The sequence below is a fragment of the Candidatus Lokiarchaeota archaeon genome (assembly GCA_014730275.1).
GTDB lineage: Archaea > Asgardarchaeota > Thorarchaeia > Thorarchaeales > Thorarchaeaceae > WJIL01.
The window spans coordinates 102987-116804 of the sequence record WJIL01000068.1 but is presented as its reverse complement, the minus strand read 5'-3'; the positions used below and the strand labels follow the sequence as shown (position 1 = coordinate 116804).

Below are 13818 nucleotides of genomic sequence, written 5' to 3'. Positions count from 1 at the left end.
ATCATGCGTTTGAACTCTCTTCTCTCGCTTTCTGCTCTTCAAGTATCTTTTTCATTTTGTGCCGGAGCTGCGCTTTCATTTTGACCTTCTCTGGATGTAATCCGAAATAGTCTGCAAACAGACGAGTGGTCTTCAGTAGTTTTGTTCGACCATGTGGAGTCGACTCTAGAAATTTTAGCTCTTCTAATTCATGTATGTGCTCATAACAGTGGGTACCTCTGTGAGAGACAACATCCGATTGGAGGATGGGCTGTTTTAGTGCTATGTACACCAACGTCTGAAGTGTTGCAAACGAAAGCAATCCACCAGGTATGAGTTTGCCTACTCTTGGAGTAAGCTCAGGTTTCAATTGTAGAACGAATCGGTCTCTAGGGAGCTCCACAACCTCTAAGGCCCCGTCCCGCTTGTGATAGCGATAACCTAGTTCCTCTGCCAATTCCCGTGTGGATGATTCCGCCTTGTCGATTAATTCTGACATCTCTTCTATGGTGAGGGGCCTGCCAGCGGCATACAGTGCTGCTTCAAGTGTCTTCAAATCCTCATCCATTTCTCTCAACTCTAATCTGAAAGGAGTGTCTGAACTTCTGATTTACTAATCTTCTCTTTCTCCTCTTCTTCTGGGGGTTCACAAAGCTGCACCCAGATGATATCGTCTTCATCCATCCATATTTCGACATAGGCCCTAGAATGAAGATGCAATAATGCGAAGAAAATTCGAACAATTTCTCTTCGAGTATTATTCATCAAAAGATTCATGAATTTCGATGTCTCTCCGACTTCCATAAGCCCCTGCAGATCTTTGTATACTTCCCCAATGGTCTCTTCTATGTCTGCCCTCGTCATGTCCACCTTGAACGAAACAGGTTCGGGCGGTGGTTCGGACTTCTTTTTCTTTGACCTTGAACTGCTTCGGGATTTTTTAGAAAGGACTTCGTCCATTGCAACGACTAGTTCTTCAAGAGTAACACGTCGATTATTTAGCCTGAACGGTGGGCGAATAAGGGGAATCTCGATATCTTCCTCTTGCTCCTCCTCTTCCTCAGGAATGAGACCCAAGTCCACCAAATCTCTGGTTTTCTTCATAAAAATGACTGAAGCAGAGTAGAGTGCATTCCCTGATACACGAAAATTGACATCACCGACATTTTTCATCTCTCGAAGAAACTGTCGGACAAGCTTCCCAACGTCGACGTTCCATGGCTCAACTTTATCGAGTTGTAGTATATCTGTGAGTAGAACGTATGGTGGCATCGTCCAGAATGGGTCATTGTTCTCATTCATGCTGTAGCTGCCACCTCTTCTAAATCAACTGTGACAATACTGGATATACCATCTTGGTTTGAAACGCCTACGAGTTTATCTGCCTTACGAACTGTAGTATCTCTGAGTGATATCACAATGAATTGAGATGTCTTGGACATTTCAGATATGAGTGTTGCGACGCTATGAGCATTAACATCATCCAGGGCGGCATCAATTTCATCGAAAATGTAGAAACTCGCAGGGTTATACATTTGGATGGAGAAGATCAGTGCCAAACCTGTTATTGTTTTCTCCCCACCACTCATAGCTTCCAGCGATACCAAATCTTTTCCTCTAGGCTTGGATTTGACCGTAATGCCTCCCATGAGTGGATGTTCGGGATTTTCGAGCATCAGATGTGCTTCTCCTCCCGGTGATAGTTTAGCGAAAACTTCAGAGAAATTGTCGGCTATTTCATTATAGACTTCTAAGAATTTTCGAGTCTTTTCCTGTTCTAGCTCCTCCATAAAACTCAGAATCTCTTTGTGTTCTTCTTCAAGCCTGGCCTTCTTCTCAACAATCTCGTTGTATTTCTCTTTCTCAATATCGTAGTCTGTTAAGGCCTTAAGATTTACGGGCCCCATCTCTTCCAATTCGCGCTGGAATTCTTTAACCTCCTCCTCCAAATCCTCAATCTCGCTATATGTTAACTCTTCAGCGTCTCTTCGTTTCTCCAGTTCCTTGTCTTTATCAGCAATTTCATCCAATTCAGCCGAAAAAGCGACAGTTTCTTCTTCCAGCTTACTCTGTTCGGTTTGAAGCCGATATACCGCTTTCTCATTGGATGTCTGCTCTTCTCGTATTTCCTCATGACGAAGGCGGAGATTCCTGACTTCTTCCTTTAAGTCAAGTTGATAGACTCTCTTGTCCTTGACCGCATCTTCGATTTCTTCTCTTTTGGTCTGCAGCTCCTGATACTCGCTCTTCTTCTTCCTTAGTTTGTACTCCAATTCCTGTATGTGCTCTTTCAGCTCAGGAAGGGTTCTCTCTATAGATTCAACATCATTTGCCAGTTCATCTGCTCTTGGTGACAATCTCTCATCAATAGTGAGTCTGATTTTTGTTATCTCTTTCTCAGTTCTCTCCCTTTTTTGTTTCTCGTGCTCTAGAACTTTCTTCAAATCCTTGAGATCTTGGTTTATCTGTGCTGCATCCGATTTTGCTAATCTCTCGTTACAATCATCACGTTCTCTTCTTACTCGATTTCGTTCACTGGTCAGTTGTTCGTCCTTCTCTTGGAGCTCTTCAGTCTGAGATTCCAGCTCTTCGATTGTTATATTCAACTTATGAATTCGCTCAGTTAGGCGAGACCTTCTCTCTTCGTTTTCGGACAAGTTCCCCTTTAGTCTATCAAGCTTAATTTCTTGTCTATATCTTTCATTTCCGAGTTGGTTTATTTCTTTCTCCAACTGTTCCTTTCGATTACGGAGGGATTCCTGCTTAGCTCGCAAGTCGCCTAATATTTTCTTGAGACCATTTAGCTTCTCGATGATTTGGGGGCTTTCATCTTTCACCTGTAAGGTGAGACCCCTCGATTTGTGCTGATAGTGTCCACCCGTAACCAAACCTGATCGTTCAACAATATCTCCTTCTAGTGAAACTGCCCTCCACCCACTAAATCCCATTCTCTTCGTTGTTCTGAAATCTTCGGTTATCAGAGTATCCGAAAAGGCGAATTCAAAGGCTGGGCGGAACTTCGGATCGAAATTCACAAGATTGAGTGCAAATCCAACTACTCCCTCATTATCGGGAAGTTTTCCAGGAGACCTCGTTTTTATCTTATTTAGGGGAATGAATGAGGCTCTTCCAACCCGTTCAGTCTTCAACGCGTTTATGCATTTTGTTGCAGTTTTCTCGTTTTCCACAACCACATATGAAAGACGGCTACCACCCGCTATTTCCATTGCAACGGCATAATCTGGGTCAATCGTACCTAATTCTGCGACCGTGCCATGAATCCCTTCTATAGCACCTGCATCTCGTAGTTCCAATACTCTAGCAACTGCTTCTCTACGTTTCAGGAACGATTCTTCAGCTTCTTTCAGCGCATCTTGTCTGGCCTGTAATCTGATTAACTCTTCTCTCGTAGATGACAGGACCTTGGTCGTTTCATCTACTTCTGCATTGACCCTTTCGAGTTGCTCTTCGATGTCCTGGAACTCGTTTCGTTTGGATCTTTCTGATGTTTTCATTTGCTCTATGTTCTGGGCCCTCTCTGGTATCTCCTTCTCAAGCTGTGCTACCTCTCCCGTTACCCGCTTCAGCCCCTCCTTACTGTCTCTAAGTTCCTCATAGGCATAGCCCAATTCTCTGTTATTTGATTTGATTGTGGATCTAATCTGTGCTATGCTTTCATCAAGAGAACGCATCTTGTTGTTGTATTGCTGTAGTTCCTGTGTAATCCTATAGTAATTGGACTGTTCTTCTTCGAATCTCTTTTCCAATCGCTCAATCTTGGTTTCTACTGATGAAACTTCTTCGGTAACCTCTTCTAGGTAATCCTGTTTTAGGCCATGTTTCTCATTCAGTTTTTGAATTTCTTCTTTAATCTTTTCAAGTCTCTCTTCTTTCCTTTCTTTCCTTGTTTTTGCTTCATTGAGACTACGATTGGCCTCATCTAGTTCCTCTATCAAATGCTCTACAGCAGCTGACACGACACCAAACCTTTCTGATATTCGCGCTGAATCTTCACCCGCAATCTGATCAATTTCATCATCTATTCTTCCAATCTCTTCTTCTGTATTCTCTATTTTTTGAATAGTATTGTGGAGCTCCTTTTCGAGCTGTTCATACTCCTCGGCCTTTTCTGCAAGGGTCTCTTTGATCGTCTCAATTCGGCTTTCTGATTTCACAATATTCCAAGCGAGGCTGTCAATTCTAGTCTCTCGTTTAAGTTGGCGTGTTTTCTGGTACTGTAGTGCATCGCCCCTTTCCTCCTCTAGCTTGTCAAGTTGCCGTTGACGTTCTCGGAGTTGCATTTCCACTTTTCCAAGATTGTTCTCGCTCTCGGTAAGCTTCTTCAGCGCTTTCTCCTTTTGCTCATCGTACGCAGAGATGCCTGCTATTTCTTCTATGAGTTCTCGTCTCTGTGTTGGGCTGGATTTCACAATCTGAGCTATTTCCCCTTGAAGTACCAGATTGTATCCGTTGGGATCAACGCCAATGCCCCCGAGGATGTCTACTACTGTCGAACGAGTAACAACCTTTCCATTTACTCGACATGTTGACCTTCCCGATTCATCTAGTTCTCTCTCGATTACTACCTTATCAGACTCGACTTGGAGCTTGCGATCTCTGTTGTTGAAATACAGCTTAACAGTTGCTGATTTTGCCTCCGGAGGCATATTCGGCTTTGGAGGTGAATAGAGTAGATCCGCAAAAACATTTGCTCTAAGTGTTTTAGCGCTGAGTTGTCCAAGTACAAAAAGAATAGCGTCAACTACATTGGACTTGCCTGACCCATTTGGACCCACAATACATGTGAACCCCGGATTGAACTTTATTGATACTTTTTTCCGGCCAAAGGATTTGAAGCCTTTACATTCAAGCCGTTCGATGTGTACCAATATTCATTCCCATCCGGTTTTTGTAGCGCAAATTCAAATACGGTCCATTATGTCCGCTCTACCATCATGATTATGAGATATTATGTGGAATATCACGCTTGGTAATATCTGCGTAATACTTGATATATACCTAGTATACTTTTGCGTTCACTCTTATGATTGAAAAGAATGTCGCTCAACTAGTATTTAGTCCAACATGGATACTAGCGCTCTTCTAAGGGTCATCCGGATAAGCCCCATTGATTCCCGTCCTTCTTCACCTACGATGGCGGCGAGTACTAGCTCCACATCCCCAAGGATGATGACATATCCATTCTCTGAAGTGATGCTCACTTCTTTCAATTCGCCTTTATCAACAGTTCCACTGAGTTGTGAGGAAAGCGAGCTGAGCTTTACCACCAAATCTGCTACTTTTTTGTGCTTTATGCTGTCAGATAACGTATGACCAAAGATTACCTCTCCTTCTGCGTTACACGCTACCATTCCTTCGATTACGGCATTTTCTGACATGGTTTCTGCTATAATCTCTTCAACTCTACCTTCATCAACCAATATTCTTGTCCTCCTTGGTTCTGTCGTGTTCTTGCTACTGGGCTGTTGCAGGATATATATCTTCTACGATAGAGGGTTGCTCGTGTAATCCCACGTACTTGTAGTCAACCTCTCTATTCTAAACGTACGACGATTCACTTAATAACATCTTGACTACTGAAAGATAAAACCTGCTGAGGTTGATACAACTATGCCCCTACTCAAGCCCACATCTAACTCATTTCCGGCCTCAAAGAAAATTCTAGACGATATCCCCTATGTCATGCGTGTGGAATTCAGCGGTCTTACCCACGAGGTTAGGAAAATCGTAGGAAAACCAATTGCTTGTGAACGTTGTGGAGGATATCTTATCAGTACTGACCAGATTGTGGAAGATCCCAAAGTTGGAAAACATTTCATCTGTCCGTTCTGTGGAACTCTCAATGTCGTAGAAGGCGAGATTATTACAGCAGGAGATGAATCCGACTTTCTGATTGCACCACCCCCTTCCGAAGATGAATCTACTGAACAAGAAGTGTCAACTGCCAGTGGCGCTTTCTTAGCGCTCATAGACGTATCTGGCTCGATGGGTGGCGCAAATCTTGAGGCCGTTAAAAGAAGTCTACGGAATTCAATTGACTCTCTGGCAGCGAATTCACCAGAGACTCTATTCGGCATAATTGAGTTTGAAAGCTCGGTCGCCTATAGAAATCCGCTGACTGGAGAAGCTGTCCATCTTCCAAGGGAGGCTTTCCCCAGTTTGAACCGGATATTAGAAACAAGTCGGACTCTATTGGATGACGTGAAAATGGTCGCTGTCGGGAAAAATAGTGACCGGTTAAAAAGGCACGTAGCAGACTTGGGCCCGAAAGGAGGTACTGCATTAGGCCCCGCGGTTGCTATGGGATATACTATTGCGAAACATCGAGATATTGGGCGGCTTTTACTTCTTACAGATGGTCTTGCCAATGAAGGTGTTGGCTCGTTGGAAGGATTCCAGGTTACACCCGCAACTGATTACTATGAACAGATGGGGCAGATGTTTCGTGATATTGGTACAGCTTTTGATGTGGTGGGAATCGCCGGGGGTTCTGGAATGGAGCTTAAGACGCTTGGCCTCCTTCCAGAGGCAACAGGCGGTCAGATGTACTATGTAACGCCAAATGAGCTTGACAGAAGTATGTCTGCCCTTGCGGGTGCTTCCTCCATTGCACGAGATGTTACTGTCCGCATGATAACTCCACCCGGTGTACGTGTCAAGGATGCATCAGGTATGTCACGTGCAGTGATTGATGAAATGAAATCAAAGAAGTCCGGAAAAGTGGGCGTTGTAGGAGAAAATCACGAACTCTACTTTGAAATGGAACCAGAAGAGGAACTCGATACTGATAGCATTCCTGTACAGCTACAGGTGGAGTACCTCGATAAGAGTGGAGCAAGGCGTATTCGTTCTGTAACGACCCGTTTGAATGTCACAAAAGACGAGGATGAAATCATGGCAAGTTTTGATCCGAAGCTTGCTGCTACATTCACCACCCAGAAGGCTGGTGAAGAAGCTTTCCGTGGAAAACACAGCGAAGGCGCAAAGAGAATAGCATCCTTCAGGAAAGCTATGACAAGCCGCGCGAAACAAGCACCCTCATCGATTGAAAACAACATAAGGCGGGTAGATGAAGCTCTGGCTTCTGAAGAGGAAGAACTTCAGCAGACCCAAGAGATGATGAAAAAAGCACCTCGCGCGGGGCCATCAGCAGCTGCCGATTTAGCATCAACAAAGAGCTTTGCACAGATGAGGCGAAATTCTCGGGCGCTACTGAAAGATGACGATGAGGACGAAGAGTAACAACTCACTACGCCTGAAATCTTGTTCCGATATGCTAAATCTGGCCATCTTTTAACCAATGATGGTATATTTTGCGCAATTAGGACATATTTCAGATAGCACATTGCCACAAGTCTAAAATAGGCAAAAGTGTGCTTCAAAATGCCAAGAGCATGATTGCCATCAGCGGGGATTCCAGAAGTTGATAAGCCAAGAAAAACTACAATCAATCCTTTCCAAGCTCAAAGCTCAGGAAGGGGTTCGCGGCGTAATCGTAACAAGCATGGAAGGACTACCCCTGAGCAGCGACCTAGACGCTCAAACAACAGAGAATATCGCAGCAATTGTGACTTCTCTTGTTGGCAAAGCTTTGGACGCAGTACGAGAGCTCAAAGAGGGCTCGCTGTCGTTCCTCACACTTGACACATCTAAAGGTCAGATTAATATCGCGCCTGATGAGAAAGAGGGCTTGATTCTGATAGTCCTTAAGAAATAAAGATTGAGAGGGTAATGATTATGAGCGACCCAAAACAATTCGACAAAATCTTGACTGAGATTATTAGGCAGGATAAGGGGATTAAACGCGTTATCTTGACTGATAAGACCGGCCTTACCATTGCCAACGTATCAAAGTTGGCCCCTTTCCCTGTTGATACCGATTCGATTGGTGCTATTGCTAGCGCGGTTTTCTGTGCAAGTGAAGAACAAGGTAAGAATCTTCAGATCGGTGATTTGGAAATAGTCACCTCTGAGTTCTCCGATGGGAAAATCTTCGCATCGGCTTGTGGGAAAGGTGTTCTTAGCGTCGTTTCTGGAGCTGAGGTAAACATTGGACTCATTCGTCTTGTCATGAAAAAGCAAGGCAAGGAATTGGCTGACGAGCTCGACAAGTTCTTGGCAGTCGAGACATCAACTCCTGCTAAGAGTAAAGAGCTTGACGAGGAAGGACTCAAACAGGCTTTGGAAGAGCTCGAGAAGGTCTAGGGGATCTCCCATTATTGGCAAGGACCTTGAGATGTGTGCCACAAAGCCTTTTATGAGGGCAACCTCTTACGGCAGCCGACCCCGTACCAGGGGATACAACCTAGGAATCTTCCTTTCACTAAAGGACGTGACGATTATTACCCCTACATATTCCCTGCCATATGGCCCAGACTTGGGCCCTCACATGTCTCCATTTGGCAGTTACGGAACTGTAGAAAATACAAAGGTGGTTTGCTATGCGGAAGGACGATAAAGGTCGCATTCATCTGAAAATCGTATTCTATGGCCCAAGCCTAGGTGGAAAGACCACAGCACTACGATGGTTGTACGGTAAAGTTGAAGGACTACAAAAGGGTGATTTCACATCTATTGAAGATGAGACAAACCGAACACTCTTCTTCGACTATGTACCCATGAGTGCAGGCGGCCGGGTTCTGTTTGACGTATTTACAGTGGCTGGCCAAAAGCGACATCGGCATCAGAGAAAGGTCGTCCTCCAAGGTACCGATGGCATCCTCTTCGTTGCTGATTCATCTCCAGATCAGAGAGATGAGAACGCGGAGAGCTTTGAAGAGCTGAAGATGTTTATGGGCGATGCTTTACAGCGTGAGGTCCCCATAGTAATCATGCTCAACAAGAGAGATCTTCCAAACAGGATGTCACGAGACGAGATGCTCGATGTTTTAGGATTAGGCGGGAATATACCCGTGTATGAAACTATTGCTATACAGGGCGTTGGAGTTAAGAGGGCGTTCCAAGCTATAGCACGAGAGGTAATACTCAAGCGAATGTACAAGTAAAGGTGAAAAAACAGATGGCGGAATCGCGCGGTGAAACGCTGGAAAGCGTACTAAACGAGTTACAAGGTAGTATTCCTGAAATACAGGCATGTGCGATAGTTAGTGTCGAAGGATTGCCTATCGTTTCAGCCCTGCCCACAAATGTTGATGAGGCAAAGGTAGCTGCGATGACGGCCGCAATGTTGACTTTGGGAGAGAAAGCTGCCATTGAGCTAGGAAAGGGGGATTTGGAGCAGGTAAATATCAAGGGTAATGACGGTTGGCTTCTTGTAATTCAAGCTGGCATGAATGCCTGCCTTACTGTATCCACTACTGCCGATGCAAAATTGGGTTTGGTTTTCTTGGACATGAAACGAGCGGCAGAAAAAGTCGCAACCATGATTTGATAGAAGCGGTCCTACATCATTAAATCTTTTAACGTCTAGTTCAGGCTTGATTCACGAGGATATGTGCTGAGCATGAATATCGCCGGACCAGTTTACCGACTGTATGAGTGGTGGCTGAATCGCCAGCTGGATACGGAGAATGCTCCAGAGCATGTTGGTATGATTCTTGATGGAAATAGAAGATATGCCAGAGAACATGGCCTCGATACACCATGGTATGGCCATCGAAAAGGCGCACAGAAAGTCATGGAAGTGCTCAAAATCCTCTGGGAATCTGGCGTCAAAATATGTACAATATATGCCTTCTCACTCGAGAATTTCAAAAGAGCCGAACGAGAAGTCAGCGAAATCATGAAGATAGCTCGTGAGAAATTCTCCGAGGTAGTTGGAAATCCTGATATCCACAAACACCAAGTTCGAATTCGGGCGATTGGCAGAGTCGATTTATTACCCGACGAAGTTGCTGAAGCTATACAAATGGCAGAAGAGGAAACGAAAGAGTATGATAAGCACATTCTCAATGTTGCTATAGGTTATTCTGGTAGAGCTGAACTCGTTGACGCAGTGAAGAAAATTGGTCGGGAGATTAAATCGGGGGAACTCTCACCTGAGGAAATTGATGAAAACATTGTTGAAAACCACCTTTACACCAATGGCATAAAGGATCCGGATTTGATAATACGAACCTCTGGAGAAGAGCGTTTGTCTGGTTTCCTGCTTTGGCAATCTGCCTACTCAGAGCTGTACTTTGCTCAAATATACTGGCCGGCAGTGCGGCGTATAGATATATGGCGTGCTCTACGAGCTTACGAACAGCGTTCCAGACGCTATGGCCGCTGACCTCTTTAGTTAGCTCAATGACACAGTCTTTTATATTCACAGGATGATTTCTTCTCTCTACAACAGAGACAAGTGGAGATATCGAACTTTGGCACGAAAGCCAATAGATGTATATCACGGCTTAGCGAAATGTGAGCTTTCAACAGGAGCTTTGAATAGAATTAAATCTCTTGTTGAAAGATTTTCTGAATATCAATTTGCAGGTAAAAATCTACCCACTCACCTGTCTCGATTTCTTTCCCTCTTCTCTCAACTCGTAACCTACCTTGACTCAAGAGATACCTCTACCCCCTCTGATGTAACCCTGTCTGTCGATGTTCTTGATTACTTTCTTTCGACAAGTAAATGGTGGCGCATGAGTAGGTCGGCTCCAAGCTTCATTATCCGCCCTCCATCTCGTGACCCTCGTGATTTCCTACAATCGTTGAGTGAGGTAAAACTGGGAAGTAGCGCGCTAGGAAGAATTGATGGGGCTGCTGAACGCCTTTCCCGTTTTCTCAAACAACATGATTTCGAACAGAAGCAGCGCAAGAGCATCTGTGACGGGGCTATCAGCTCGTGGGCTATCCTCTGTGCAGCTTTGGCTCGGAGTAAAGGAAAATCAAGAATCAATGAGGAGGATTTCGAAATTGCATATGATTTGGTTCGGATTCTCCTATTCTATGTTTCTCGAGAGGAATTTCTCGCATTGACTGCGGTACGAAGGATTGGAACTCACGAACAATTACCCAGAATTGTTGAAGTCAGAATATCCAGCGAATTTGAAAATAGTCTGGAGTCTTCCCAAGCGGCGAAGTTCGAAGATGAGCATAGTCAACTGCTCACCAAGGTGTCCTCCACTCTACCAAGTATCTCAAGGAACATCTTGACCAATTCTTTACGTTTTCTTGTACAGCTCGATAATGCCAAGCATGCCCGTCCTGTAGTTGGGCCAAATGAGTACGAAGCGGCCATTGTCAACGCAATGACTCTTCTTCAACAAGCCGGAATGCCACCAGAGTTGTTGGACAACACTTCTCGTTTTAGGAAACTGTTTAGAGAAATCACCTTCTCAGAAACACTTGGTCATCATTTGAGCTTGCTGAGTCGTAGATTGGAGGGTCTCATTGTCGATGCAACTGGGAACAGGGAGTTTCTGCTTGAGCACACAGCCCTTGTTCCCCGTTTACTGTCACTTGTTCTTCTACTCTCAATCGGTTCAGTACCCGAGAATGCAGATACCTTCTCGCACTCGGATTTGAAGCGTGGTCTGATAGCAGTTTATGAGCTTCTGAGTAAGTAAATCTATTAGTTCTGTTCTTCCTCTATCAGAATCCGGGCATCCACGACCGTGGCCCCTTTCCCTTCAGCGTACACAAATGTGGGGTTGCAGTCCAGTTCCGATATCTCTGGATTCTCTTCTACCATTTTAGAGACTGCCATGATTATCTCAACTAGGGCATCAACATCCCTTGGAGGCTCACCCCTAACTCCTTCAAGAATCTTGGAGGCCTTTATCTCCTTGACCATTTCGCGTGCATCTACTTCTGTTAGCGGAATCAATCGGAAGGTCACGTCCTTGAGGACTTCTACGAATATGCCCCCAAGGCCAAACATCAGTGCATGCCCAAACTGGGGATCTTCTGTAACCCCTACAATCACTTCAGTTCCTTCTTCTGCGAAGTCTGAAATGAATACGCCCCTGCTGAGATCCACCTCGTGGTCTTGCTCTTTCCCATATTTCTTGGCATTCTCCATGATTTCTTGGAAGGCCTCTTTGACCTCATCATCACTATTCAAATTGACTTTGACTCCGCCCGCATCGGATTTATGGAGTACATCTTTTGATAGAATCTTCAAAACTACTGGATATCCTATCTTTTTGCTTTCCTTGACAGCTTCCTCAGCTGTTGCAGCCGTACTGAATTCAGGTATTGGAAGATCATACTCCTGCATGATTCTCTTGGCTTCGTGTTCCAAAACGAAGGTCCTTCCTTCTTCGCGCGCGGTTTCGAATATCTCCTTTGCAATCTTCAATCTATCAGACCTCTGTCTTTATCATGAACATTTGTCACTCATATTTATGGTTTCTCAGGCATCTACAGTCTTATTGAATTCATCGCCGAATTTGACTTCTCCAAACTCGGCAAGTGCCTTAGCTGCCAGTGCTGCTTTTTCTCCTGTGGCATATGTGGGGCAACCCATTAATTCCATTACCTCGCCTGCTTTCGTCGTAAAAGCCCCGCCCATTGACACTACAACAAACGGGAATTCTGATTGGCGTTGGTGATTTGCTATTACGTTGGTGATATCCATGCCGAGACTCGGTGTTTGTAGCAACATCCCTACAACAATGATATCATACTCGCCGCTACTGATGGCCTCCTCAAATGCGATATCATACCGGCTAGAATCCGAATCCCCTACAACATCAATTGGGTTACCTATGGCACAGTAGCCGGGTAGCCTTTCGTTCAATTTCTCATGCAATTCTGGGGATGGTGGTGGAATAGCCAATCCAATTGCCTCAAGAGCATCTGTGGTCATTACGCCCAGGCCTCCGCCGTTAGTTACTATGAGGACCCGATCACCTTTAGCGGCTGGTTGCATTGCCAATCCTTTTGCCATATCAAACATGTACTCGAAGTTGTCTGCGCGGATAATACCGGATTGCTTATACGCCGCATCTGCAATGTTATCTGATCCTGCAATTGAACCAGTGTGGGAGCTGGCGGCACGTTTGGCTCTTTCACCTCTACCTGACTTACAAACGATTACTGGCTTGTGATGAGTAATCTCTTTTGCATGTCTGTAGAAGGAACGCCCTCCCATTTTATCATAGCCTTCGGTGTAGTAACAGATGACCTGTGTTGAATCATCCTCAGCGAGGTAGGAAAGGAGATCGTCATCATCGACATCGCATTTGTTCCCCAAACTGATAATCTTGCTAATCCCTAGTCCTAGTTCTGATGTCCAGTCTGCAATTGCAGCTGCGAATGCGCCTGACTGGGAGACAAGCGAAATATTGGCGACGTTACTTGGTTTTGGCCTACCGCACCGGTATTCTGGTAAGAAGAATGTATCGACATTTGTTTGCGTGTCAATAACACCAACACAATTGGGCCCGATTATGCGAATCCCATACTTCTGTGCGATATCGACAATCTCGTTTTCTAACTGTGCCCCCTTCTCCCCAGTCTCAGAGAAACCGCCTGAAATTACGATTGCAGCTTTTGATCCCTTCTTACCAATATCTTCGAAAACACGTGGTGCTATTCGGGCGGGTACAGCTACTACAACGAGATCGACAGGGCCTGGTATCTCTTGTAGGTTGGGAAAGCAAGGAACACCGAGTACTTGATCATACTTCGGATTAACAGCGTACACTTTTCCAGTATACTGCGGTTTTATGAAATTCTGGACTATTGCCTGTCCAACGCTATTTGGTGACTGAGAAGCGCCATAAATTGCAACACTTCTAGCGTTGAAGAAGACATCAATTTCATCAGTATTGTTGTTTGCCACATCAATCACCCAGTCTTAGATACTGTCATGAGGCTCTTGTTCCCCCATGAAGAAGCTATACTTGTAACTTTGTGTGTGGCATT

General features: G+C 44.8%; 13 protein-coding genes. 7 read left to right on the top strand and 6 right to left on the bottom strand.

The window, feature by feature from the left end:
- Position 1 precedes the first annotated feature (1 nt).
- From GF309_07675 to GF309_07660, 4 genes are all read right to left on the bottom strand, one after another.
- Positions 2-547 (bottom strand): hypothetical protein, encoded by a 546-nt coding sequence (locus GF309_07675; GenBank protein MBD3158652.1) that lies wholly within the window; start codon positions 545-547, stop codon positions 2-4.
- Between the two features lie 11 nt (positions 548-558).
- Complete coding sequence (locus tag GF309_07670) at positions 559-1281, bottom strand: hypothetical protein (GenBank protein MBD3158651.1); 723 nt, start codon at positions 1279-1281, stop codon at positions 559-561.
- Positions 1278-4871 carry a chromosome segregation protein SMC gene (gene smc / locus GF309_07665; protein MBD3158650.1) on the bottom strand — a complete coding sequence of 1198 codons (3594 nt, stop codon included), beginning with the start codon at positions 4869-4871 and terminating at the stop codon, positions 1278-1280. Before smc ends, GF309_07670 begins: the two co-directional genes overlap by 4 nt.
- Before the next feature lie 183 nt (positions 4872-5054).
- Positions 5055-5420 (bottom strand): hypothetical protein, encoded by a 366-nt coding sequence (locus tag GF309_07660; protein ID MBD3158649.1) that lies wholly within the window; start codon positions 5418-5420, stop codon positions 5055-5057.
- Between the two features lie 190 nt (positions 5421-5610).
- Here GF309_07660 and GF309_07655 point away from each other — a divergent pair, with 190 nt between their 5' ends.
- The 7 genes from GF309_07655 (at position 5611) to GF309_07625 (ending at position 11513) form a co-directional block, all read left to right on the top strand.
- Positions 5611-7242, top strand: a complete 1632-nt coding sequence (locus GF309_07655) for a Sec23/Sec24 zinc finger-containing protein (GenBank protein MBD3158648.1) — start codon at positions 5611-5613, stop codon at positions 7240-7242.
- A 181-nt stretch (positions 7243-7423) separates the two neighbouring features.
- On the top strand, positions 7424-7717 hold the full coding sequence (locus GF309_07650) for a hypothetical protein (protein ID MBD3158647.1): 294 nt from the start codon (positions 7424-7426) through the stop codon (positions 7715-7717).
- A gap of 14 nt (positions 7718-7731) precedes the next feature.
- Positions 7732-8205: a hypothetical protein gene (locus tag GF309_07645; protein MBD3158646.1), complete on the top strand. Its 474-nt coding sequence runs from the start codon at positions 7732-7734 to the stop codon at positions 8203-8205.
- Between the two features lie 236 nt (positions 8206-8441).
- Positions 8442-9005 (top strand): gliding-motility protein MglA, encoded by a 564-nt coding sequence (locus GF309_07640; protein ID MBD3158645.1) that lies wholly within the window; start codon positions 8442-8444, stop codon positions 9003-9005.
- Between the two features lie 14 nt (positions 9006-9019).
- Entirely contained in the window at positions 9020-9391 is a 372-nt protein-coding gene (locus GF309_07635; protein ID MBD3158644.1) for a hypothetical protein, read from the top strand.
- Positions 9392-9463: 72 nt separating this feature from the next.
- The gene (gene uppS, locus GF309_07630; protein MBD3158643.1) at positions 9464-10231 is read left to right on the top strand and encodes a di-trans,poly-cis-decaprenylcistransferase; all 768 of its coding nucleotides are present in this window, start codon (positions 9464-9466) and stop codon (positions 10229-10231) included.
- Positions 10232-10319: 88 nt separating this feature from the next.
- Positions 10320-11513, top strand: coding sequence for a hypothetical protein (locus tag GF309_07625; protein ID MBD3158642.1), 1194 nt, complete (start codon positions 10320-10322; stop codon positions 11511-11513).
- 5 nt (positions 11514-11518) lie between these two features.
- Here GF309_07625 and GF309_07620 read toward each other — a convergent pair whose 3' ends face one another.
- Together GF309_07620 and GF309_07615 are read right to left on the bottom strand one after the other, a co-directional pair.
- Positions 11519-12247 (bottom strand): acetyl-CoA synthetase, encoded by a 729-nt coding sequence (locus GF309_07620; protein ID MBD3158641.1) that lies wholly within the window; start codon positions 12245-12247, stop codon positions 11519-11521.
- A gap of 54 nt (positions 12248-12301) precedes the next feature.
- The gene (locus GF309_07615) at positions 12302-13744 is read right to left on the bottom strand and encodes a CoA-binding protein (protein ID MBD3158640.1); all 1443 of its coding nucleotides are present in this window, start codon (positions 13742-13744) and stop codon (positions 12302-12304) included.
- Positions 13745-13818: the final 74 nt, after the last annotated feature.